This window comes from Rhodococcus rhodochrous (assembly GCF_900187265.1).
Taxonomy (GTDB): Bacteria; Actinomycetota; Actinomycetes; order Mycobacteriales; family Mycobacteriaceae; genus Rhodococcus; species Rhodococcus rhodochrous.
Genome location: NZ_LT906450.1, coordinates 2,963,785 through 2,987,565 on the forward strand (window position 1 = coordinate 2,963,785; position 23,781 = coordinate 2,987,565).

The 23,781-nt window shown below is 67.0% G+C and carries 15 protein-coding genes, 3 rRNA genes and 1 pseudogene; all 19 read right to left on the reverse strand.

The features are described from left to right. Positions 1-108 precede the first annotated feature (108 nt). The 19 genes and pseudogenes from CKW34_RS13630 to argF all read right to left on the reverse strand — a co-directional run bounded on the left by CKW34_RS13630 (position 109) and on the right by argF (position 23,776). Complete coding sequence (locus CKW34_RS13630; protein ID WP_059384191.1) at positions 109-1,059, reverse strand: copper transporter; 951 nt, start codon at positions 1,057-1,059, stop codon at positions 109-111. Further along, positions 1,056-2,240 (reverse strand): putative cytokinetic ring protein SteA, encoded by a 1,185-nt coding sequence (gene steA, locus CKW34_RS13635; RefSeq protein WP_016695508.1) that lies wholly within the window; start codon positions 2,238-2,240, stop codon positions 1,056-1,058. The genes CKW34_RS13630 and steA overlap by 4 nt, the downstream gene beginning before the upstream one ends. 85 nt (positions 2,241-2,325) lie before the next feature. Further along, complete coding sequence (recN, locus tag CKW34_RS13640; protein WP_059384121.1) at positions 2,326-4,095, reverse strand: DNA repair protein RecN; 1,770 nt, start codon at positions 4,093-4,095, stop codon at positions 2,326-2,328. Between the two features lies 1 nt (position 4,096). Beyond that, on the reverse strand, positions 4,097-5,041 hold the full coding sequence (locus CKW34_RS13645) for an NAD kinase (RefSeq protein ID WP_059384120.1): 945 nt from the start codon (positions 5,039-5,041) through the stop codon (positions 4,097-4,099). Continuing rightward, positions 5,038-5,862, reverse strand: coding sequence for a TlyA family RNA methyltransferase (locus tag CKW34_RS13650; protein WP_059384119.1), 825 nt, complete (start codon positions 5,860-5,862; stop codon positions 5,038-5,040). Before CKW34_RS13650 ends, CKW34_RS13645 begins: the two co-directional genes overlap by 4 nt. Before the next feature lies 1 nt (position 5,863). After that, complete coding sequence (locus tag CKW34_RS13655) at positions 5,864-6,094, reverse strand: hypothetical protein (protein ID WP_059384118.1); 231 nt, start codon at positions 6,092-6,094, stop codon at positions 5,864-5,866. Positions 6,095-6,146: 52 nt separating this feature from the next. Then, a complete protein-coding gene (locus tag CKW34_RS13660; RefSeq protein WP_059384117.1) occupies positions 6,147-7,175 on the reverse strand; it encodes an HAD-IIA family hydrolase in 1,029 nt (342 codons plus the stop codon). After that, positions 7,172-8,083: pseudogene (locus tag CKW34_RS24850) on the reverse strand (tetratricopeptide repeat protein); the annotation flags it as partial. The gene CKW34_RS13660 and the pseudogene CKW34_RS24850, both read right to left, overlap by 4 nt. A 596-nt stretch (positions 8,084-8,679) precedes the next feature. Continuing rightward, positions 8,680-8,796: ribosomal RNA gene (gene rrf / locus CKW34_RS13670) — 5S ribosomal RNA — on the reverse strand. Between the two features lie 114 nt (positions 8,797-8,910). Beyond that, a 23S ribosomal RNA gene (locus tag CKW34_RS13675) occupies positions 8,911-12,042 on the reverse strand. A 302-nt stretch (positions 12,043-12,344) separates the two neighbouring features. After that, a 16S ribosomal RNA gene (locus tag CKW34_RS13680) occupies positions 12,345-13,866 on the reverse strand. Together the 16S, 23S and 5S rRNA genes form the textbook arrangement of a ribosomal RNA operon. 470 nt (positions 13,867-14,336) lie before the next feature. After that, positions 14,337-15,614, reverse strand: coding sequence for a tyrosine--tRNA ligase (gene tyrS, locus CKW34_RS13685; RefSeq protein ID WP_059381106.1), 1,278 nt, complete (start codon positions 15,612-15,614; stop codon positions 14,337-14,339). A gap of 15 nt (positions 15,615-15,629) precedes the next feature. After that, the gene (locus CKW34_RS13690; protein ID WP_059381105.1) at positions 15,630-16,280 is read right to left on the reverse strand and encodes a DNA-3-methyladenine glycosylase; all 651 of its coding nucleotides are present in this window, start codon (positions 16,278-16,280) and stop codon (positions 15,630-15,632) included. Beyond that, a complete protein-coding gene (locus CKW34_RS13695) occupies positions 16,265-16,486 on the reverse strand; it encodes a Trm112 family protein (protein ID WP_016692763.1) in 222 nt (73 codons plus the stop codon). The genes CKW34_RS13690 and CKW34_RS13695 overlap by 16 nt, the downstream gene beginning before the upstream one ends. Before the next feature lie 39 nt (positions 16,487-16,525). Further along, on the reverse strand, positions 16,526-19,510 hold the full coding sequence (locus CKW34_RS13700; protein ID WP_059381104.1) for an AMP-binding protein: 2,985 nt from the start codon (positions 19,508-19,510) through the stop codon (positions 16,526-16,528). Between the two features lie 153 nt (positions 19,511-19,663). Beyond that, positions 19,664-21,085: an argininosuccinate lyase gene (gene argH / locus CKW34_RS13705; RefSeq protein WP_059381103.1), complete on the reverse strand. Its 1,422-nt coding sequence runs from the start codon at positions 21,083-21,085 to the stop codon at positions 19,664-19,666. A gap of 2 nt (positions 21,086-21,087) precedes the next feature. Next, entirely contained in the window at positions 21,088-22,287 is a 1,200-nt protein-coding gene (locus CKW34_RS13710; protein WP_059381102.1) for an argininosuccinate synthase, read from the reverse strand. A 47-nt stretch (positions 22,288-22,334) separates the two neighbouring features. Next, positions 22,335-22,844: an arginine repressor gene (locus CKW34_RS13715; RefSeq protein WP_059381101.1), complete on the reverse strand. Its 510-nt coding sequence runs from the start codon at positions 22,842-22,844 to the stop codon at positions 22,335-22,337. Between the two features lie 2 nt (positions 22,845-22,846). After that, the gene (argF, locus tag CKW34_RS13720) at positions 22,847-23,776 is read right to left on the reverse strand and encodes an ornithine carbamoyltransferase (protein WP_059381100.1); all 930 of its coding nucleotides are present in this window, start codon (positions 23,774-23,776) and stop codon (positions 22,847-22,849) included. Between the last annotated feature and the right edge of the window lie 5 nt (positions 23,777-23,781).

The window sequence follows — 23,781 nt, forward strand, 5'->3', positions numbered from 1 at the left end:
TGGGGCCTGCCGACCCACGGAACTTCACGGTAACACCTCCGTGGGCGGGTGCGTACCCGACTCGCGATTGCGGACCCCCGGTGCAATCGACGTCACAGGCGGCGACGCTCAGCGGGCCGGGGAACCGACGGTGACGGCGGTGGCGCTCGGCCCCGTCCCGTACCGGCCGCTGCCCCCGTCGTACTGCTCTCGCAGCGCCAGGACCGTCGTCAGGCGCCCCGATTCGCGGTCGAGGTTGTCGACCGTGGACAGACCCGCGGCGAGTGCCGCGTCGGCCCGTACGACGGCGATCGGTCCGTTGCCCTCCGCCGCCCCGGTGCGGCCGGCGAGCACCGCGCCGGCCCCGCGACCGTCGACGACCCCGGCGAAGCGCGCGACGAGCGACCCGCGGTTGCCGGCGCGTTCGGCGTTGCCGCTGTGGTCGCCGGTGACGACGAGGGCGCTCTGGGCCGGTTCGACCTGACTGTCCTCGTAGGTGATGAAACCGCCGCTGCGCAGCGTGGTCAGGGCGAGGGCGCGTTCCTCGGGGGTACTGCGCGGTTGTCCGGTGCCCGGGTCGACGAGCAGCACCGCGCCGAGCAGATCCCCGGCGAGGCTGCCGGGGTCGACGGCGCCGGTCTGCAGTTCCACCCCGGCGGGCACGACGTTGGTGACGGTCGTGCGGAGCTGGTCGGTGCCGGAGGCGTCGACGAACGAGTCGGTCAGCGCGATCCGGGCGGTGACCCGGCCGCCGGCGTCACCGACGGACCGCACGACGGCGTCGACGTCCTCGGGGGCGGCGTCCGGGGTGGTCACGAGAAGGACGGTGCGGTCGCGTAGTTCGTCACGCACGATCCGCGGGCCGATGGTCGAGTCGAACCCGTCGGCGGCGAGCAGTTGGGCTTCGAGCCGGCTGCCGTGGTCCTCGGCCTCCTGGACCTCGCGGCGCAGCTCGGCCTTGTCGTCGCGTAGACCGGAGACGACGCTGTCGGCCAGCAACCCGGAGCCGAGCACGATCCCGACCGCCAGGCCGAGGAACACCGCCACCAGGGAGACGACGTGATGGCGCATCGAGATCACGCGCGCAGACCCCGGATCCACTCCACTGCGGACTCCCACCACTGACGGGCGAGTTCGACGACGTCGCCACCGAGATTGGACACGGCGAGTGCGGCGATCACGGCGATGAGCGCCGCGAAGACGAGCAGGGCGATCACGCCGCCCGAGACGCGGCTGCGGTAGAGGGTGGCCACCGCCTTCGCGTCGACGAGTTTCGGTCCGACCTTCAGGCGGGTCATCACCGCCGACGGGTTGGTGTCGCGGCGGCCGTGGTCGAAGAACTCGTCGAGCGAGACAGTGCTGCCGACGGTCACCACCAGCGCCGCGCCGTGATGCTCGACGAGCAGCAGCGCCAGGTCGGTGGGGGTGCCGACGGCGGGGAAGGTCATCGCGCCGATGCCGAGATCCTGGATCCGCTCGAGACCCGGGGCGTGGCCGTCCGGGTCGGCGGGCAGCACCACTTCGGCGCCGGACTTGAGGGTGGAGGTGCCGATCTCGTCGGGGTCGCCGACGATGAGGTCGGGGCGGTAACCCGCTTTGCTCAGGGCGTCCGCGCCGGGGCCGACCCCCACCAGGATCGGCGAGTACTCCTTGATGAACGGCTTGAGGTCCTTGAGGTCCTGCACGTGCCCGGGGCCGTCGGAGACGACGACGACGTGCCGGTCGCGCAGGTCCAGGTCGATGTCGGGGATGCCGACGCCGTCGATGAGCAGCGGGCTCTCCGAGCGGATGAACTCGATGGTGTTGCCCGAGAACGCCTCGAGGTGGTCGACGAGCCCGGTCCGCGCCTCGATCATGCGGTCGGAGATCTCGATGTCGGTCTGCTCGTCACCCTCGATGAGCAGCTTCTCCCCCGCGTACACGCCACCCTCGTGCACCCGGACCTTCGCGCCGTCCTTGATCTTCTTGAAGACCTCGGTGCCGACGTTGTCGACGAGCACGATGTCGTGCGCGACGATCACCTCGGGACCGAGATTCGGGTATCGGCCCGAGATCGACGGAGAGGCGTTGATCACCGCGGTGACGCCCGCTTCCACGAGCGCGTCGGCGGTGACGCGATCGAGGTCGATGGCGTCGAGGACGACCACGTCGCCGGGACCGATCCGGCGCAGCAGTTTCGCGGTGTTCCTGTCGACCCGGGCAATGCCACTCACTCCGGGCAACGTTTCGTTGTTACGGGACAGCAGCGCCGGCATCTTCATGGAAGAGATGATGCGCCGGTGAACGAGTGAGGTTGTGGAGGCGCGCCGGTAGTCGTGTGAACATCACCCCGGCGCGCCGGGCACGTCAGCCGGTGCGCTCCGCGTGGGCGACGGCCAGCAGTTCCTCGGCGTGGGCACGCCCGGTCTCGGTGTCGTCGAGCCCGGCGAGCATGCGGGCCAATTCGGTGACCCGCTCCTCCTCGCTGAGGGTGCGCACCCCGCTGCTGATCACCCCGGCCCGGTCGTCGACCTTGTCGACGACGAGATGGGTGTCGGCGAACGCAGCGACCTGCGGCAGGTGCGTGACCACGATGACCTGGTGGGTGCGCGACAGGCGCGCGAGACGACGGCCGATCTCGACGGCGGCGCGGCCGCCGACTCCGGCGTCGACCTCGTCGAAGACCATCGTCGCGCCGCGTTCGGAACCGGCGAGCACCACTTCGAGGGCGAGCATGACGCGGGAGAGCTCACCGCCGGACGCGCTGCGGGCGAGGGGGCGGGCCGGGGCGTCGCTGTGCGGGGCGAGCCGGAACTCCACCTCGTCGATCCCGGATTCGCCGGCGTGCAGGAGCCGGTCGCCGACCTGCAGCGGCGCGGTGTCGCTCGCGGTTGCCGCCCGGTCGGCGATGTGCACGTCGAGTACGGCGCGTCCCATCGCGAGGCCGGACAGTTCCTTGCTCACGGCCTTGGCGAGTTTGCCGGCGACCTTGTGCCGCGCCGTCGACAGGGCGGTGGCGGCTTCCGCGGTCGCGGCGGCCTCCGCGTCGACCTCGGCGGCGAGCTTGTCGATCGCCTCGGCGGAGACGTCGAGTCCGGACAGGCGTTCGCGGGCCTCGCGTGCCCATTCGAGGACGCCGTCGATGTCGGCGGCGTACTTGCGGGTGAGGTTCTTCAGTTCCGCCTGCCGGTTGAGCAGCGTCTCGAGGGCGCTGGGGTCGGACGGCAGGTCGGACAGGTAGGCGGAGATGTCGCCGGTGACGTCGGTGACCACCGCGATGGCCTCGCCGAGGCGGGGACCGAGCTCGCGCAGGGCGGGATCGTCGCAACCCTCGAGGCGGGCGCGGGCCTCGCCGAGCAGGTCGAGCGCCGCCGAGTACGCATCGGCGTCGCCGCTGTCGTCGCCGGCAAGGGCGTTGTGCGCGACGGTGGCCGCCTCGCGCAGCGAGTCGAGGTCGGACAGGCGCCGCACCTCGTCGACGATGCGGGTGTCCTCCCCCGGTTCGGGTGCGACGCGGTCGATCTCGTCGAGTCCGAAGTGCAGGCGGTCGGCCTCCTGTGCGAGCTCACGTGACCGTTCGGTGCGTTCCTGCAGTTCGGCGCGGGCATCGAGCCAGCGGCGCCGCCGGGTTCGGTAGCGGTCGAGCAGGCCGGCGACGGTCTTGCCGCCGAACCGGTCGAGCGCGGCGCGCTGCTCGTCGGGACGCAGCAGCCGCAATTGGTCGTTCTGGCCGTGCACGGTCAGCAACGGGCCGGTGAACTCGGACAGCACCCCCACCGGCACGCTGCGTCCGCCGAGGTGCGCGCGGGAGCGGCCGTCGCTGCCGACGGTGCGCACGGCGATGATGCTGCCGTCCTCGTCGCGCTGGGCGCCGGTGGACTCGAGCAGTTCGGCGATCTGCTGTTCGATGTGGCTGGGCGCCGGTTCGATCTCGAAGCGTCCCTCGACCACGGCGCGGTTGGCGCCGACCCGCACCCGGGTGGGGTCGGCGCGCACCCCGGAGAGCAGGTGCAGGCTCGTGACCACCATCGTCTTGCCGGCACCGGTCTCGCCGGTGAGTACCGTCAGTCCCCCGTGGAAGCGCGCGTACGCCTCGGAGATCACACCCAGGTTGTCGATCCGGATCTCTGCGAGCATCTCAGAGCTTCCTTCCCCGCCAGCCCTTCACCGGAAGTTCGAACTTGCGCACCATCCGATCCGCGAAGGGTGCCGAATCCAGCCGCACCCAGCGGACCGGATCGCATCCTCGCACCACCTCGAGCCTGGCACCGGCCGGGACGTCGATGATGCGGCGCCCGTCGCAGAAGACCACCCCGTCGTGGCCGCCGGCGAGGGTTTCGACCGCGATGATCGACTGGGGGCTGGTCACCAGCGGGCGCGCGAACAGTGCGTGGGCGTTGCTCGGGATCACCAGTAGCGCTTCGAGTTCGGGCCACACGATCGGTCCGCCGGCCGAGAAGGCGTAGGCCGTCGATCCTGTCGGGGTGGCGACGAGGACACCGTCGCAGCCGAACGAGGAGACGGGGCGGCCGTCGACCTCGAGCACCACTTCGAGCACGCCGAGGCGCGACTTGTTCTCGAGGCTCGCCTCGTTGAGCGCCCACCCGCGGTCGAGGATCTCGTCGTCCATCCGCACGGTCACGTCGAGGGTCATGCGCTGTTCGACGCGGTATTCGCGGCGCACCACCTGCATGAGCGCTTCCTCGAGGTGCTCGGCCTCGGACTCGGCGAGGAAACCGATGCGGCCGAGGTTGATACCGAGGACGGGCACCGCCGAGTACTGCGCGAATTCGGCGGCCCGGAGGAAACTGCCGTCGCCGCCGAGGACGATCACCATCTCGCATCCGGCGGCCGCTTCCGGTCCCGGTTCGACGACGCTGATGAAGCTGCCCGGCAGGGCGAGGACGCCGAGTCCGTTGCTCACCGCCTCGTCGTCGAGGGTGCGCAGACCGATACCGGCCTCGCCGAGGATCTTGGCGACCCGCAATGCGGTGCCTGCGATCTCGTCGCGCCCCGAATGGGAGACCAGCAGGATCTCCCGGCCCGATCGCGCCGCGTCGTCCGCGGCGGTCTCTTCGCTCACTGTGGTCCTTCCTGCACCGCACGCTCGATCAGTTCGATCACGGCTGGGTCGAGTTCCTCCGGCCCAGACTCCCCGGCCCGCAGCCACAGGAAGTACTCGACGTTCCCGGACGGCCCGGGCAGTGGGCTCGCCACTGCTCCGAGGGTGCGCAGGCCCTGACGCTGTGCTTCGCGCGCGACGTCGAGCACCGCCTCGGTGCGCAGCGCCGGGTCGCGCACCACGCCACCGCTGCCGACCCGGTCCTTGCCCACCTCGAACTGCGGTTTGACCATCGGTAGCAGGTCGCCGCCGGGGGCGACGCAGGCGACGAACGCCGGCAACACCAACTTCAGCGAGATGAACGACAGGTCTGCGACCACCAGGTCGACGCGCCCGCCGATCGTCTCCGCGTCGATGCTACGCACATTTGTTCGATCGATCACGTGGACACGCTCGTCGGACTGCAGGCGCCAGATCAGCTGGCCGTAGCCGACGTCCACGGCGACGACCTCCGCGGCACCCTCGTGCAACAGGACATCGGTGAATCCGCCGGTCGACGCGCCGGCGTCGAGGCAGCGACGCCCCGACACCTGCAAACCCTGCGGTGTGAACGCCTCGAGTGCGCCGAGGAGTTTGTGGGCGCCGCGGGACGCCCAGGAGACCTCGTCGCTCACCTCGGTGACGATCAACGGCGTGTTCGGTTCGACAGCGGTCGCCGGTTTGGAGGCCACGGTGCCGGCGATCAGCACCCGACCTGCGGCGATCAGTTCGCTGGCGTGCTCACGCGAGCGCGCCAGACCCCGCCGCACCAGTTCCGCGTCGACGCGTGCCCGGCGTGCCACGTCAGATCTTGTCCACGGTCGACAAGGCCTGCACGAGGACCTCGTGGGCACGTTCGAGCAGGTCGGCCTGCTCGAGCAGCACGGACTGGTCGGTGCTTGCGGCACCGGGGAGGGATGCGCCCTCGCGGACACGCGCCAGCAACGCGTCGACCTCCTCGCGGACGTGTGCGGGATCGACCGTGGGGCGTGCGCCGGGAAGGTGTTCGCCCGGACGTGGAATCGGCGTGCTCATCGCCGTCCACGCTAGTCGATGGGTGCGACCGGGCCACACCCTCCGGTGCGGATCAGACCGTCGCCGCCCACGTGTCCACGACGGACCGCGCACGCTCGTCCACCGGACGGACCTGCCCGAATCCGGGGTTGGCCCAGGCGATGTCGAGCAGACCCCGCAACGCCTCCATCGGATCGGCCGCCGACTGCGCGGCGGCGAGGTGAAGATCACCTCCGTCGACCGTGACGTCCCACGAGTCGTGCGGTGCCACACGGAGCAGGTCCGCCGGCTGGTCGAGGCTCGCGAGCGAGGCTGCGACGTAGGTCGGGCGCTGCTCGGCCGGAGCCCGCAGCAGGTCGTCGACGGTGCTGACCCCGGTCAGCACGAGCAGGGAATCCACACCGACGGCGTTGGCGCCTTCGATGTCGGTGTCCAACCGGTCACCGATGACGAGGGGACGACGGGCACCACCGCGGCGGATCGCGTCTTCGAGCAGCGGAGCTGCGGGTTTGCCCGCCACGATCGGGGTCGCGCCGGTGGCGTTGCGCACCGCCGCGACCATCGATCCGTTGCCGAGGACGAGTCCGCGCTCGGTGGGCAGGGTCGAGTCGACATTGGTGGCCACCCACAGGGCGCCGGCGCGGACGGCGAGCGTCGCCTCCGCCAGGATCGCCCATCCGGAGTCCGGGGAATGCCCCTGCACCACCGCCACCGGATGCGCATCCGCGGACCGGACCGGGGTGAGGCCGACACCGGCCACCTCCTCGGCCAAGGCCTCGGTGCCGACGACGAGCACCGGCGCACCGGCCGGGAACCGCTCGGCGAGCAAGCGCGCAGCGGACTGCGAGCTCGTCACCACCGACGAGTCGTCGGCCGGGAAGCCGAGTTCCCGCAGGTGCAGCGCGACCTCCGAGGGTCGACGGCTGGCGTTGTTCGTCACGTACAGAACGGTGTCGTCCCCCGTGGCCAGCGCCTCGCGGGCACCCGGGACGGGTTCGGCACCCCGGTAGACGGTGCCGTCGAGATCGAGCAGCAGGACGTCGTAGATCCGACGCAGGCTGTCGCCGGAGGCCGTACCGGAAAGGTCGGTGCCGTCGGTCACGGCGCCTCTCCGGTGAGCTCCTCCACCCGCTCCTCGGCGTCGGTGACGCCTTCGATGTCGGCCGCTGCGGAATGCAGGAACCACTGCACGCCTTCTTCGGTCCGCCCGGCGGCGACGAGTGCGTCGGCGTAGGCGTAGAAGAGACGGGCGGCCGGCGTACCGGTCCGCTCCGGATCGAGATCGGGCGTCTGCAGGGTGACGACGGCCTGGTCGTACTGACCGAGATCCATACGGGCACCGGCGAGGACGATGCGCAGCTCCGTGGCCTCGTCGCCGGTCAGCTTGCGTGCTTCCTCGCTCCGCCCCAGTTCGAGAGCCTTCTCGGGACGTCCGAGGCCGCGCTCGCAATCGGCCATGACGGCCAGCAGCCCGGTACCACCGGACATGCGGCGTGCTGCGCGGAGTTCGGACAGCGCCTCCGCCCACTCACCGGCGTGGTAGGCGGTGATGCCGGCGGCCTCGCGGACGACCGCGATGCGGCCGGCGCGCTGACGTGCGGCGCGAGCATGGGTGAGCGCGGCGCGGGGATCGTCGTCGAGCAGGCGACCGGCCATCACCAGATGCCGGGCGACGGTGTTCGCGTTCGACTTGTCCAGGCTCAGCAGGTCGCGGCGGATCGTCGGATCGAGTTCGGAGGCCTCGACGTCGTCGGGGATGTCCGGCTCGTCCGGACGTGCGTCGCGACGCTGCGGTGCGATGCCTTCGCGCCCGCGACCCGGACCGAACCCGCCTTCGCCGCCACGACGACGGGGTGCTCCCTCGCTACGACGGTCGCCGGACTGGGGGCCACGGCGGTCGCCGGAATAGCCTCGCCGGTCGCCGCCACGCTGGTCACTGCCACCGCGATGGTCGCCACCACGACGATCGTCGCGGTTGCCGTAGCTGCGCTCACCGCGGGAACTGTCCGAACCCTGACGGGGACGGTCGCCGTACTGCCGACCACGGTCGTCGCCGCGGCTCGAACGGTCATCGTTGCGGCGGGGGCGGTCGTCGCCTCCGGAGCGTTCGCGGTAGGGACGGTCGGGACGGTCGCTGCGATTGGGACGAGCGTCGTCGCGGCCGCGATCCCGACGTTCGCCGCCCTGGAAGGAACGGCGGTCGTCGCTGCGCTGGGAGCGCTGGTCGTCGCTGCGCTGGGAGCGCTGGTCGTCGCTGCGCTGGGAGCGCTGGTCGTCGCTGCGCTGGGGACGTCGATCGTCGCTCCGTTGCGGGCGCCGATCGTCACCGCGCTGCGGACGGTCGTCGCGGCCGGACGAACGTCCGGCGGATCCGTAGCCACCCTGCCGGCGGTCGTCGCCCCGTCCCCGCTCGTCGCGGTCGCGGGGTGCGCGCTCGCCGCGACTGTCGTCGGCGCGTTCCTCGCGTTCGTTCTTGCGGCCCGACCACGGAGTGGATCCTCCACTCCTGAAGGACCGACGTTCACCGTTGCCGTCGGACACAGAAAAATCCTCTCATGAAAACACGAAAGGGGACCCAAACGAGTGGGTCCCCTTTCGGAACGGGTGTTCGGCGGTGTCCTACTCTCCCACACCCTGTCGAGTGCAGTACCATCGGCGCAGACAGGCTTAGCTTCCGGGTTCGGAATGGGACCGGGCGTTTCCCTGTCGCTATGGCCGCCGTAACTCTATGAAACAGTAACCACGCAGACCTCTCGATAGCGTTCCGCCGCAGCAGAACTCGATCGGATATCTGTGTGTGTTGTTTCAGATACCGCACAGTGGACGCGTAACATCTTCGTGGTAAGTCCTCGGCCTATTAGTACCGGTCACCTCCACACATTGCTGTGCTTCCAGTTCCGGCCTATCAACCCGGTGGTCTGCCGGGGGCCTTACCCCCTCGAGGGGGTGAGAAACCTCATCTTGGAACAGGCTTCCCGCTTAGATGCTTTCAGCGGTTATCCCTTCCGAACGTAGCCAACCAGCCATGCCCCTGGCGGGACAACTGGCACACCAGAGGTTCGTCCGTCCCGGTCCTCTCGTACTAGGGACAGCCTTCCTCAAGTTTCTAACGCGCGCGGCGGATAGAGACCGAACTGTCTCACGACGTTCTAAACCCAGCTCGCGTGCCGCTTTAATGGGCGAACAGCCCAACCCTTGGGACCTACTCCAGCCCCAGGATGCGACGAGCCGACATCGAGGTGCCAAACCATCCCGTCGATATGGACTCTTGGGGAAGATCAGCCTGTTATCCCCGGGGTACCTTTTATCCGTTGAGCGACACCGCTTCCACATGCCGGTGCCGGATCACTAGTCCCGACTTTCGTCCCTGCTCGACCTGTCAGTCTCACAGTCAAGCTCCCTTGTGCACTTGCACTCGACACCTGATTGCCAACCAGGCTGAGGGAACCTTTGGGCGCCTCCGTTACATTTTGGGAGGCAACCGCCCCAGTTAAACTACCCACCAGGCACTGTCCCTGAACCAGATCATGGTCCGAGGTTAGAGGTCCAATACGATCAGAGTGGTATTTCAACAACGACTCCACAACCACTGGCGTGGCCGCTTCACAGTCTCCCACCTATCCTACACAAACCGAACCGAACACCAATACCAAGCTATAGTGAAGGTCCCGGGGTCTTTTCGTCCTGCCGCGCGTAACGAGCATCTTTACTCGTAATGCAATTTCGCCGAGTCTGTGGTCGAGACAGCAGAGAAGTCGTTACGCCATTCGTGCAGGTCGGAACTTACCCGACAAGGAATTTCGCTACCTTAGGATGGTTATAGTTACCACCGCCGTTTACTGGGGCTTAAATTCTCAGCTTCGCCACCGAAGTGACTAACCGGTCCTCTTAACCTTCCAGCACCGGGCAGGCGTCAGTCCGTATACATCGTCTTACGACTTCGCACGGACCTGTGTTTTTAGTAAACAGTCGCTTCTCTCTGGTCTCTGCGACCACCCCCAGCTCAGAGTGCAAGACTCGTCACCGAGCGTGGTCCCCCTTCTCCCGAAGTTACGGGGGCATTTTGCCGAGTTCCTTAACCACAGTTCTCTCGATCGCCTCGGTATTCTCTACCTGACCACCTGTGTCGGTTTGGGGTACGGGCCGTGTACCAACTCACTAGAGGCTTTTCTCGGCAGCATAGGATCACTGAATTCCCCTCAACGGGTACGCATCACCTCTCAGGCTTGATGAATGGCGGATTTGCCTACCATTCGCCCTACCGGCTTACACCAGGTATTCCATCACCTGGCCCAGCTACCTTCCTGCGTCACCCCATCGCTTGACTACTACAATCAGGGTCCCGTGCAGCCATCCCCACAGTTCCCGAAGGAACAGCGGAGACTTTTGGACGGTTAGCACAACTGATTCGCCATTGGGCGCGGATACACGGGTACGGGAATATCAACCCGTTGTCCATCGACTACGCCTGTCGGCCTCGCCTTAGGTCCCGACTCACCCTGGGCGGATTAACCTGGCCCAGGAACCCTTGGTCATCCGGCGGACGAGTTTCTCACTCGTCTTTCGCTACTCATGCCTGCATTCTCACTCGCGTGGCCTCCACACCTGGATCACTCCGGCGCTTCCACGGCCACACGACGCTCCCCTACCCATCCACACCACTGCCGGAAAAGCCGTAACCCTTCCGGGGTGTTATGTGAATGCCGCGGCTTCGGCGGTGTACTTGAGCCCCGCTACATTGTCGGCGCAGGACCACTTGACCAGTGAGCTATTACGCACTCTTTCAAGGGTGGCTGCTTCTAAGCCAACCTCCTGGTTGTCTCAGCGATCCCACATCCTTTTCCACTTAGTACACGCTTAGGGGCCTTAGCCGGCGATCTGGGCTGTTTCCCTCTCGACTACGAAGCTTATCCCCCGCAGTCTCACTGCCGCGCTCTCACTCACCGGCATTCGGAGTTTGGCTGATTTCGGTAAGCTTGTGGGCCCCCTAGACCATCCAGTAGCTCTACCTCCGGTGAGAAACACGCGACGCTGCACCTAAATGCATTTCGGGGAGAACCAGCTATCACGGAGTTTGATTGGCCTTTCACCCCTACCCACAACTCATCCCCTCAGTTTTCAACCTAAGTGGGTTCGGGCCTCCACGACGTCTTACCATCGCTTCACCCTGGCCATGGGTAGATCACTCCGCTTCGGGTCTAGAACATGCCACTGACCCGCCCTATTCGGACTCGCTTTCGCTACGGCTACCCCACACGGGTTAACCTCGCGACATGCCACTAACTCGCAGGCTCATTCTTCAAAAGGCACGCCATCACCCCCAACACCGAAGTGTTCGAAGGCTCTGACGGATTGTAAGCGCACGGTTTCAGGTACTATTTCACTCCCCTCCCGGGGTACTTTTCATCTTTCCCTCACGGTACTAGTCCGCTATCGGTCACCAGGGAGTATTCAGGCTTATCGGGTGGTCCCGACAGATTCACACCGGATTTCACGGGCCCGGTGCTACTCGGGTATTCGAATCGACAGTCGCCGTGTTTTCGTCTACGGGATTCTCACCCTCTACGACAGGCCGTTCCAGACCACTTCGACTAACACGACGATTTCTTACTGTCGGCCGGCATGGCAGCGCCGACACAACGAACCCCACAACCCCGAATACACAACCCCTGCCAGGTATCACATGTACTCGGTTTAGCCTCATCCGCTTTCGCTCGCCACTACTCACGGAATCACATGTTGTTTTCTCTTCCTGTGGGTACTGAGATGTTTCACTTCCCCACGTTCCCTCCACACACCCTATATATTCAGGTGCGGGTAACACGACATCACTCGTGCTGGGTTTCCCCATTCGGAAATCCTCGGATCACAGCTCGGTTGACAGCTCCCCGAGGCATATCGCAGCCTCCCACGTCCTTCATCGGCTCCTGGTGCCAAGACATCCACCGTACGCTCATAAACACTTACAACAAAGATGCTCGCGTCCACTGTGCAGTTCTCAAACAACACACAACAACCCCTACCAACGCCGACCACACGGCCAACCGTCTTCGTAAGTCATCGTCGCTGATCAAACACTCGCGTGTTCTCTCAGGACCCAACAGTGCACCGATATATCACCCACCAACCGACCGTGTAGCCGGCTGATATGCGGATGAGGTTGTCAGCGTTCCACCCATGAGCTTCTGCCGTTCCACCCGTGGGAACGAAACAGTCTCTGCCCGTGAGGACGTCACCTGTGTGACCCCTCGCCGGGAGAAGTGCTCCTTAGAAAGGAGGTGATCCAGCCGCACCTTCCGGTACGGCTACCTTGTTACGACTTCGTCCCAATCGCCGATCCCACCTTCGACGGCTCCCTCCCACAAGGGGTTAGGCCACCGGCTTCGGGTGTTACCGACTTTCATGACGTGACGGGCGGTGTGTACAAGGCCCGGGAACGTATTCACCGCAGCGTTGCTGATCTGCGATTACTAGCGACTCCGACTTCACGGGGTCGAGTTGCAGACCCCGATCCGAACTGAGACCGGCTTTAAGGGATTCGCTCCACCTCACGGTATCGCAGCCCTCTGTACCGACCATTGTAGCATGTGTGAAGCCCTGGACATAAGGGGCATGATGACTTGACGTCGTCCCCACCTTCCTCCGAGTTGACCCCGGCAGTCTCCTGCGAGTCCCCACCATTACGTGCTGGCAACACAGGACAAGGGTTGCGCTCGTTGCGGGACTTAACCCAACATCTCACGACACGAGCTGACGACAGCCATGCACCACCTGTCTACCGGCCACAAGGGAAACCACATCTCTGCAGTCGTCCGGTACATGTCAAACCCAGGTAAGGTTCTTCGCGTTGCATCGAATTAATCCACATGCTCCGCCGCTTGTGCGGGCCCCCGTCAATTCCTTTGAGTTTTAGCCTTGCGGCCGTACTCCCCAGGCGGGGCGCTTAATGCGTTGGCTACGGCACGGATCCCGTGGAAGGAAACCCACACCTAGCGCCCACCGTTTACGGCGTGGACTACCAGGGTATCTAATCCTGTTCGCTACCCACGCTTTCGCTCCTCAGCGTCAGTTACTGCCCAGAGACCCGCCTTCGCCACCGGTGTTCCTCCTGATATCTGCGCATTTCACCGCTACACCAGGAATTCCAGTCTCCCCTGCAGTACTCGAGTCTGCCCGTATCGCCTGCAAGCCCGCAGTTGAGCTGCGGGATTTCACAGACGACGCGACAAACCGCCTACGAGCTCTTTACGCCCAGTAATTCCGGACAACGCTCGCACCCTACGTATTACCGCGGCTGCTGGCACGTAGTTGGCCGGTGCTTCTTCTGCAGGTACCGTCACTTTCGCTTCGTCCCTGCTGAAAGAGGTTTACAACCCGAAGGCCGTCATCCCTCACGCGGCGTCGCTGCATCAGGCTTTCGCCCATTGTGCAATATTCCCCACTGCTGCCTCCCGTAGGAGTCTGGGCCGTGTCTCAGTCCCAGTGTGGCCGGTCGCCCTCTCAGGCCGGCTACCCGTCGTCGCCTTGGTAGGCCATTACCCCACCAACAAGCTGATAGGCCGCGGGCTCATCCTGCACCGAAAAACTTTCCACCCCTCACCATGCAGCAAGAGGTCATATCCGGTATTAGACCCAGTTTCCCAGGCTTATCCCAGAGTGCAGGGCAGATCACCCACGTGTTACTCACCCGTTCGCCACTAATCCACCCAGCAAGCTGGGCTTCATCGTTCGACTTGCATGTGTTAAGCACGCCGCCAGCGTTCGTCCTGAGCCAGGATCAAACTCTCCGTTGAAGACTCACAATCACCCCGAAGGGGCAATCAGTCAAAGACATCGAGTCAAATCACTAGCATAAAAACTCAAACTAGCTAAACACTGGATCACCGCAGACGGAAGAATGCGATGTCCAGCAACAACCACCCACAAAAAGTGAAGTGGTCGCACCAAATATTATTTGGCACTGACATTCATCGGCACACTGTTGAGTTCTCAAAGAACACGCGCACATCGTTACGTTTCCGGACACCTGTCCGGCTCGCTCCGAGGCAACCGTTCTAAGCTATCACATCCGAATTCAGGGCCGCAAATCGCTGCTTCCCGTCCTCTTCGGTGAGAGCCGATCGATGCGACATCGAACATGCCTGTTTCCGAACCTCTCGGTCCGGCTGGCTGTTCGGTGTCGCTCGAACGACGACTAAGTTACGCCGACGCTAACGAGCCGTCAAATCCGCTGGTCAGAGGCTCGCCAGCGTCGGCGACGGTGTCAGTCGCGGACGACTCGCACGCCGGCGAAGTTCCGCTTGCCTCGACGCAGCACCAGCCAGCGTCCGTGCAGCAGTTCTCCGTCGCGCGGGGTCCACTCCTCCGACGAGATGCGGACGTTATTGACCGATGCGCCGCCTTCCTTGACGGTGCGACGCGCGGCCCCCTTGCTCTCGCACAGACCCGACGCGACGAGCAGGTCGATGATCGTGTCCGGCTCGCCGGCGCGGAGCTCCGTCACGGACGCCTCGGTCAGTGCGGCGGCGAGCGTGGACTCGTCCAGCTCACCCAGCTCGCCTCGCCCGAACAGTGCACGGCTCGCCAACTCGACTGCGGCGGTGTTGTGCGCTCCGTGCACGAGCGTGGTCATCTCGGCTGCCAGTCGCTTCTGGGCCTCGCGTGCGTGCGGACGCTCCGTGGTGGCGGTCTCCAGCTCGGCGAGCTCGTCCTTGTCGAGGAAGGTGAACCAGCGCAGGTACTTCATGACGTCGGCGTCGGCCGCGTTGACGAAGTACTGGTACCAGGCGTACGGGCTGGTCATCTCCGGGTCGAGCCACAGACTTCCACCGCCGGTGGACTTGCCGAACTTCTTGCCGTCGGACGAGGTCACGAGCGGGACGGTCAGGGCGTGCACGCTCGCGCCGTCGGTACGACGGTTGAGCTCGACACCGGCGATGATGTTGCCCCACTGATCGGAACCACCGACCTGCAGCGCACATCCGTACTCGCGGCGCAGCTGCACGTAGTCGTTGGCCTGCAAGAGCATGTAGCTGAACTCGGTGTACGAGATGCCGTCACCCTCGAGTCGGCGCTTGACCGTGTCGCGGGCGAGCATCACGTTGATCGAGAAGTGCTTGCCGATATCGCGCAGGAAGTCGATCGCGGACAGCTTGCCGGTCCAGTCGAGGTTGTTCACGACCACGGCTCCCGTCGGGGAATCGTCGAAGTCGACGAACCGCTCGAGCTGCCCACGGATCCGCCCTGCCCATTCGGCGACGGTGTCGGCGGAGTTCATGGTGCGCTCCCCCACGTCCCGCGGGTCGCCGATCATGCCGGTCGCGCCACCCGCGAGAACGATGGGCCGATGGCCGGCGCGCTGGAAACGCTTGAGTGCGAGGAGCGGAACGAGGTGACCGGCGTGCAGGCTCGGGCCGGTCGGATCGAAACCGGCATAGAGGGTGATCGGGCCCTTGTCGAGTTCGCCTCGAAGTGCGTCGAGATCGGTCGATTGCGCGATGAGCCCGCGCCAGGTCAGTTCGTCGAGAATGTGCTCAGTCACCGTTCGATCATCCCATCACGCCCGAGGGGCGGCGGGCGCGCGTGGGCTGCGCCGGTACGCGGAGACCCCGATCGCCCCGGGAACCCACAACCGCCACGGCCTGTCGGCCGCCACACTGATCCCCACCCGCGGACCTCGCGCGACCTCCCCGACCAGCGGTTCGGACGGAAGTTCCACCCGCACCCGAGCGTCTGACGCATCCACGTCGATGCCGTTGTCGGCCAGATCGAGGCCGAGCGCAGCAGCGAGATTGCCTGGACCACGCGCCAGATTCGCGAACGGTGTGCCGGGCGTGCGACGGGAACGGACGGCCTGCTCCCCCTCGACGACCTCGCCGCCGCGCAACAGCACTGCCGCTGCGGTGCCGTCGGGGCCGAGGGAGATGTTCGCGCAGAAGTGCAGCCCGTAGCTGCGGTAGACGTACAGATGGCCCGCAGGTCCGAACATGACGGAGTTGCGCGGGGTGGGTCCGCGGTACGAGTGCGCGGCCGGATCGGGCCACGGTCCGTCCTCGGGTCCGCCGTAGGCCTCGACCTCCGTCAGCAGGACGATGGTCTCCCCCACCCGGACGGTTGCTCCGAGCAGCGCCTCGGCGGCCTCGACCGGTTCGAGTCGTTCGAGTTCGCCGCGGACGGATCGACGATTGCGGCTCAGTCCGTGCTCCATCCGGCGACACCGCGTGCGGTGAAGTCCTCGTGCTCGGCGTCGGTGACCTCGCGGGCCTCGTCGACGAGGAGGACGGGGATGCCGTTCTCGATCGGATACGCCCGCCGCAGTCGCGGGTTGTACAGGACGGCGTCGTCGACGAGAAGCAACGGCCCCTTGTCCTCCGGACAGGCCAGAATGCTCAGCAACGTGGGATCGACAGCCACGGATGTCCTTTCGAAGGGCGGAACCGAACCGGACCCAGGCTACCGCGCTCCGGCGGGCGAACCGGCCGTGCCCGCCTTCCACGCCGTGACCACGGCCTTGGTGAACCGCTTGTACGTCCCGGTCTCGGGGTTGAGGAACCAGGTGCGGACGGTGGGTACGGGCAACCCCTGTTCGCGCAGACGATCGGCGGACGGGCGGTAGGACGGGCCCAATGGGATGTCGGGCACGACGTGCACGAGATCGGGTCGTTCGTCGGCCGGGACCGAGTCGAACGCCGCCGTGATCTCGGCGGCGGTCGGGGCGCGGTTGCCCCGCAGCGTGCACGCGGCGACCGCGATGTCGCGGCCCCCTACCGAGATGCCGTAGGCGACGGCGAGATCGACGCGCGGGATCGACTCGAGCACATCGGCCGCGCTCTGGGTGAAGACCGGGCCGTGGTAGGTGGGGATGACCGTCCGCCGACTGTCGAGCAGCCAGTAGTCACCGTCCGCATCGCGCCGGAACAGGTTGTCGGTGGGCACCCACACGTCGCCCGGTTCGAAGACGCCGCGCATCACACCGGTGATCGCCGAGGTGGCCGGGCCGGGCCGGCCGAGCAGCAACCCGACCTCGCCGACCTGCGCTTCCCGCACGAACCCTCGTTCGTCCTCGACGAGTCGGCCTGCGCCGGCGTCGTAGGCAGCGAGGCGTACGTCTGCGCTCCCGGGCAACGGCCGGCCCTTCGAGCCGATCTTCGAGCCGGAGACGTTCGCGAGTACGACGTTGCCCTCGGTCGACGCGTAGAACTCGAGAACCCGGGCGGGCTCGAACCGGTCGAGGGTGCGGCGCCACAGGCCCGGTGGCATGCCGGAACCGATGAACAACCGGATGGGATGGATGGCGTCGATGTGCAGCGACGGGCTGTCGAGCACCTCACGCATCATCGACCAGGTATAGGTGACGACGGTGACGCCGTAGCGGTGCACTTCGTCGCTGAAGAGCGACGGATTCAACCCGCGCGACAGTGCGATACGCGCCCCGCCCGCGAGCGCCCCGCCGAAACTGACCAGCAGACCGGACGAATGATGCAGGGGCGCAAGGCAGTACATGGTGTCACCGCGGCCGAGCGAGGCGGCGGTGGCGGTACCGAAGGCCGACAGCGCCCACCGGTAGTTGGTGACCCGCCGCACCGCCAGCGTGTCGCCACCACCGGAGAACAGGATGAATGCGAGTTCGCGCGCGAGTCCGGGATCGGGGACGTACCAGCCCGGCAGTTGCACGGAGGAGATGTCGAGTCGTTCGAGATCGACGACGTCGGCGCCGGGCTCGATGTCGAGGTCGCGGACGTCGCCGCCACCGAGGACCAGCACGGGAAGACCGGTCGCGACGGCCGCGTCGAGGTTCTCGGGATCGGCGACGATCTTTTCGACACCACCCAGTCGCACGGCCTCGGCGATGTCCGGTCCTGGCGGGATGAGGACGGAGACGCCGCCGAGGCGGGAGATCGCCGCGACCGCCGCCATCGCGCTGGGGCGCACATCCATGAGGATGCCGACGTGCATCGCGGGACGGATGCCGTTGTCGACGAGTCCGAGGACGATGTTGTCGATCCGCTGGTTCACGGACTCGAAGGTGTAGACCCGGTCCTCGAAGATGAAGCACTCCCGCTTCGGCGACTTGCGGCCGATCTCGGCGAGCAGGCCGCCGACGGAGATACGGGTTCGCGGCTGGATCTGTCCGAGCCGCGCGAGGCGAGGCAATGCCCGTGCCGCTTCGCCGGTGAGATCGCGTGCACCGCGGACGGCACCGACCGCGACCCCGGCGAGCCCCTTGCCGAAATCCGTTCCGACATCGGCGAGGGTCGCGGCGGTGTGCGTGATGCGGGATGCGACCGAGACGCCGGTGCCCTCGTCGGTCGGGTTCGGCACGGCCATCGGCGTGATGCCGACGGGCCGGTCGCCGACGCCCTCGCGCCACTGCACCCATTCCCCGACCGACGGCCACGTCTGCTGGCCGGCGACACTGCCCACGACGAGTCCGAAATGACCTGCGCGCAAGGTGTATTCGTAGACCTCCGCGCGGGGTGCGGCCTTGCGGATGCCGCGCACGGCGAGCGGTTGCCCGATGTCGTCGACCTCGCCGACGAATGCGAGGACCGGGCAGGTGATCTCGGCGAGACTCACGGCCCGGTCGTTGATGACGAACCCACCGCTGACCATGCGGTTGTGGGCGATGAACTGGCGCAGTACCTCCGCGACGGCGGGACCGGACCACGCCACCCACCCCTCGGTGTCGAGGAATCGGCGCTGCGGCTCGCGCGGCAGCAGCGCCTCCCGGTCGTGGAGCTGGAGCAGGAAGTCGATGCGCGATCGCAGCGTCTTGACCGGATCGAGCAGCTGGAAGCCGGTGCGCGCCATCCATCCGGTGATCGCGAGGCGGTTGAAGACGTGGTCGGCGAGGAAGTCGGCGGAGTGGGTCGCGACGATCTCCGGGATCCCGAACGGCAGGGCGGCGAGGGTGTCGACCGGGCTGCCGAAGGTGATCAGGCTCGCGATGCCGCGGCTGCGCCGGTAGGCCGCGACCTGATAGCAGAACATGCCGCCCTGCGAGTACCCGCCGAGATGCACGTCGCGACCGGTGTAGGCACGGACGCAGTCGACGACCTCGTCGAGGGCGAGGATGTGATCGGTGAGGGTGCGCTTCCAGCCGCCCTCCTCCTGGTCGGGCGATCCGAAGTCCACGACCCACGGATCGAGACCCGCTTCGTGGAGACTGCCGACGGCGCCGGCGTCACGGGTGACGTCGTACACCTCGGCGGACACCATCATCGGTGGTACGAGAACGATGGGGATGCCCGTGGAGGCGGTGTCGGATTCGGGGAAGTACCGGCGGAGCCGGTACATGGAGGTGCGCTCGACGACCTGATAGGGCGACGACGACCGGCCGGGTTCGAGGCCGCCGAAGCGCAGGACTTCGAGACCGTTCTGGGCAGTGGCGACGAGCCGTCGCACCGACTCGGTCACTACATCGGCGTCCAGTCCCACGGTCCGCTCCCCTTCTCGACGATGTATCCGCACCGGTCCCCGGCACCTGCGGTTCTACACCGGTACCCGCTGCATGCCGAGAGTATGTGCCAGCCTGCCACACGGCCCTCGCCATCCCGGGCAACTCGGGGTGTGCCCGGGACGGCAGGCGTGTCAGGCGCGAACCCGGTCGCGCAGTTGTGCCGCGGCGTCGCGCACGCGGCCGAGCTGCTCGGCCACCCGCACGCCCGCGGTGCCGCCGCGAGCGTCGCGCGAGGCGATGGAGCCTTCGACGGTGAGCACTTCCCGCACCTGCGGGGTCAGTGCCGGATCGACACCGGCCAGCTCCTCGTCCGTGAGGTCCTCGAGGCCGACTCCGCGGCCTTCGGCGACCCGCACGCACGCCCCGGCCGCCTCGTGGGCGACGCGGAACGGCACACCCTGGCGGACCATCCACTCGGCGATGTCGGTCGCGAGGGTGAATCCGGCGGGTGCGAGCTCGGCCATGCGCTCGGTGTGGAAGGTCAGCGTCGAGACGAGGCCTGCGATCGCCGGGAGCAGCAGCTCGAGCTGTGCGACGGAGTCGAAGACCGGCTCCTTGTCCTCCTGCAGGTCGCGGTTGTAGGCCAACGGCTGCGCCTTGAGCGTGGCCAGCAGACCGGTGAGGTTGCCGATGAGGCGACCGGCCTTACCGCGGGTGAGCTCGGAGACGTCCGGGTTCTTCTTCTGCGGCATGATCGACGATCCGGTCGACCATTCGTCCGCGAGGGTGACGTACCCGAACTCGGGGGTGCTCCACAGGATGATCTCTTCCGCCATGCGGGAGAGGTCGACGGCGATCTGCGCGAACACGAACGCCGCTTCCGCCGCGAAGTCGCGGGAGCTGGTGGCGTCGATCGAGTTGTCCGCCGCCGAGTCGAAGCCCAGGTCGGCCGCGATCGCGTCGGGGTCGAGACCGAGCGACGATCCGGCGAGCGCTCCCGACCCGTACGGCGAGACCGCCGCGCGCTTGTCGAAGTCGCGCAGCCGGTCGACGTCGCGCAGCAACGGATGCGCGTGGGCGAGCAGGTGGTGCGCGAGCAGCACGGGCTGCGCCGCCTGCAGGTGCGTCTTGCCCGGCATCACGGCATCGGGGTGCGCCGCGGCCTGGTCGGCGATCGCATCGACCACGTCGAGGACACCGTCGGCGATGCGCCGCGCGCTGTCGCGCAGCCACATGCGGAACAGCGTTGCGACCTGGTCGTTGCGGGAGCGGCCCGCGCGGAGCCGGCCGCCGACCTCGGGGCCGACCCGTTCGATGAGCCCCCGTTCGAGCGCGCCGTGCACGTCCTCGTCGGACTCGGCCGGGCCGAACGCACCGGAGGCCACATCGGCGGCGAGCCGGTCGAGGCCGTCGAGCATCGTGGCGAGGTCGTCGTCGGTGAGGAGTCCGGCGCGGTGCAGAACCTTGGCGTGGGCCTGCGAGGCGCGCACGTCGTACGGGGCCAGCGCCCAGTCGAAGTGCGTGGACTTGCTCAGCGCCGCCATGGCGGCGGCCGGTCCGGATGCGAACCGGCCGCCCCACAGGGCACCTTCGTTGGTGCCGTGAGCCGTCATGACTACAGGCCCAGATCGCGCTTCGCGGCGACCTTCGACGACAGGCCGTGGATCTGCACGAAGCCCTTGGCGTTGGACTGGTCGAAGCTGTCGCCCTCGTCGTAGGTGGCGAGGTTGAAGTCGTACAGCGACTCGGGGCTGCGGCGACCGTTGACGGTGATGTGTCCGCCGTGGAGCACCATGCGGATCTCGCCGGTGACGCGTTCCTGGGTGTGCTTGATGAAGGCGTCGAGGGCGGTCTTCAGCGGGGAGTACCACAGGCCGTCGTACACCAGCTCGCTCCAGCGCTCTTCGACGCGACGCTTGTAGCGGCCGAGTTCGCGCTCGAGGGTGACATGCTCGAGTTCCTGGTGTGCGGTGATGAGAGCGATGGCGCCGGGGGCCTCGTAGATCTCGCGGCTCTTGATGCCGACGAGGCGGTCCTCGACCATGTCGAGGCGGCCCACACCCTGAGCGCCGGCGCGGCGGTTGAGTTCCTGGATGGCCTCGAGGACGGTGACGTGCTTGCCGTCGATCGCGACGGGGCGACCTGCCTCGAAGGCGATGATCAGCTCGTCGGGTGCCTGCCAGTGGGCGGTGGGGTCCTCGGTGTAGTCGTAGACGTCCTTGGTGGGGGCGTTCCACAGGTCCTCGAGGAAGCCGGTCTCGACGGCGCGGCCCCAGACGTTCTGGTCGATGGAGAACGGCGAACGCTTGGTGACGTTGATGGGCAGGCCGTGCTCCTCGGCGAAGGCGATGGCCTTCTCGCGGGTCCAGGCGTAGTCGCGGACCGGGGCGATGACCTGGAGGTCGGGGGCGAGGGCACCGAAGCCGACCTCGAAGCGGACCTGGTCGTTGCCCTTGCCGGTGCAGCCGTGGGAGACGACGGTGCCGCCGTGCTCGCGGGCGGCCTGCACGATGTGCTTGACGATCAGCGGGCGGCTGATGGCCGAGACGAGCGGGTAGCGATCCATGTAGAGCGCGTTGGCCTGGACGGTGGGCAGGCAGTACTCGTTGGCGAACTCGTCCTTGGCATCGACGACGATCGATTCGACGGCACCGCAGTCGAGAGCGCGCTGACGCACGACCTCCATGTCCTCGCCACCCTGGCCGAGGTCGATGGCCACGGCGACGACCTCCTTGCCGGTCTCCTTGCCGATCCAGCTGATGGCGACGGAGGTGTCCAGCCCGCCCGAATAGGCGAGTACGACGCGTTCGGCCATTGTCTTTGTGCTCCTTCGTATTTCGACGTGCGTCTATGAGTGGTAGGTCAGGTGAGTGATTCGATTTTCGCGGCCAGTTCGGCTCCCGTCGTCGGTTCGCGGGCGATGACCGCGATGGTGTCGTCGCCGGCGATCGTTCCGACCACCTCGGGTAATGATGCCCGATCGAGTGCACTGGCCAGATAGTGCGCTGCCCCGGGCGGGGTACGCAGCACGGCGATGTTGCCGCTGGCGTCGGTGGACACCAGCAGTTCGCCGAGTAACCGGGACAGGCGGTCGGTGCCTCCGGTCACGCCGCGCACGGGGCTGCCGTCCTCCGGGACGACGTACACCCCGGCGCCCCCGTCGGCCGCGCGGAGCTTGACGGCACCGAGTTCTTCGAGGTCGCGGGACAGGGTGGCGGTGGACACCTCGATGCCGTCCTCGGCGAGCAGAGCGGCGAGTTCGGTGTGGCTGCGCACCGGGTGTGTGGCGAGCAGCGCGACGATACGGGCCTGCCGCGCCGCGCGCGTCGGCGCGGTCGCTGCACTGTCCGCATGGTTCGCCGCGGTGCTCACGGTCAGCTCCGGCCCTGCTCGAGCAGCCACACGAGCAGGGCCTTCTGTGCGTGGAGACGGTTCTCGGCCTCGTCCCACACCACCGACCGCGGTCCGTCGATGACCTCGGCGGTGATCTCCTTGCCGCGATAGGCGGGCAGGCAGTGCAGCACGATCGCGTCGGTGTCGGCGAGGGAGACGAGGTCGTCGTTCAGCTGGAAGGGCCGGAAGGGCGCTTCGCGGTCCTTGCCGTCGTCCTCCTGCCCCATCGACACCCAGGTGTCGGTGACGAGCACGTCGGCGCCGGTGGCTCCGGTGCGCGGGTCGTCGGTGACGGTGACGCTGCCGCCGGTCTCCTCTGCCCGTGCACGGCTCGCGGCGACCACCTGCGGGTCGGGGGTGAACCCGGTCGGGGACGCGATGGTCACATGCATTCCGGCGGTGACGCCACCGAGCATCAGCGAGTGCGCCATGTTGTTGGCGCCGTCGCCGAAGTAGGTCATCCGCAGGCCCGCGGTGGCGCCCTTGTTCTCGCGGATGGTCTGCAGGTCGGCGAGGATCTGGCAGGGGTGGAAGGTGTCGGTGAGTGCGTTGACGACGGGCACCGTCGAGTGCTCGGCGAGCGTCTCGATGCGGTCCTGGCCGTAGGTGCGCCACACGACCGCTTCGGTGAACCGGGAGAACATCCGGGCGGTGTCCTCGAGGGTCTCGCCCTTGCCGATCTGGGTGGAGCCGGTGTCGACGACGATGGCGTGTCCGCCGAGCTGGGCGATGCCGGCGTCGAAGGAGAAGCGGGTGCGGGTGGAGGTCTTGTCGAAGAGTACGGCGATGCTGAGGGGCCCTTCGAGGGGGCGGCGGGACAGCGGTGCCTTCTTCAGTTCGGCGGCGAGTTCGAGCACCTCGGTCTGTTCGGCCGGGGTGAGGTCGTCGTCGCGCAGGAAATGGCGGAGCACGGGTC

Excerpts from the sequence above, each read along its gene's own strand:
- recN (WP_059384121.1), bottom strand. The coding sequence starts at position 4,095 with ATGCTCGCAGAGATCCGGATCGACAACCTGGGTGTGATCTCCGAGGCG.
- CKW34_RS13710 (WP_059381102.1), bottom strand. The coding sequence starts at position 22,287 with ATGGCCGAACGCGTCGTACTCGCCTATTCGGGCGGGCTGGACACCTCC.
- CKW34_RS13690 (WP_059381105.1), bottom strand. The coding sequence starts at position 16,280 with ATGGAGCACGGACTGAGCCGCAATCGTCGATCCGTCCGCGGCGAACTC.
- argH (WP_059381103.1), bottom strand. The coding sequence starts at position 21,085 with ATGACGGCTCACGGCACCAACGAAGGTGCCCTGTGGGGCGGCCGGTTC.
- CKW34_RS13655 (WP_059384118.1), bottom strand. The coding sequence starts at position 6,094 with ATGAGCACGCCGATTCCACGTCCGGGCGAACACCTTCCCGGCGCACGC.
- steA (WP_016695508.1), bottom strand. The coding sequence starts at position 2,240 with ATGAAGATGCCGGCGCTGCTGTCCCGTAACAACGAAACGTTGCCCGGA.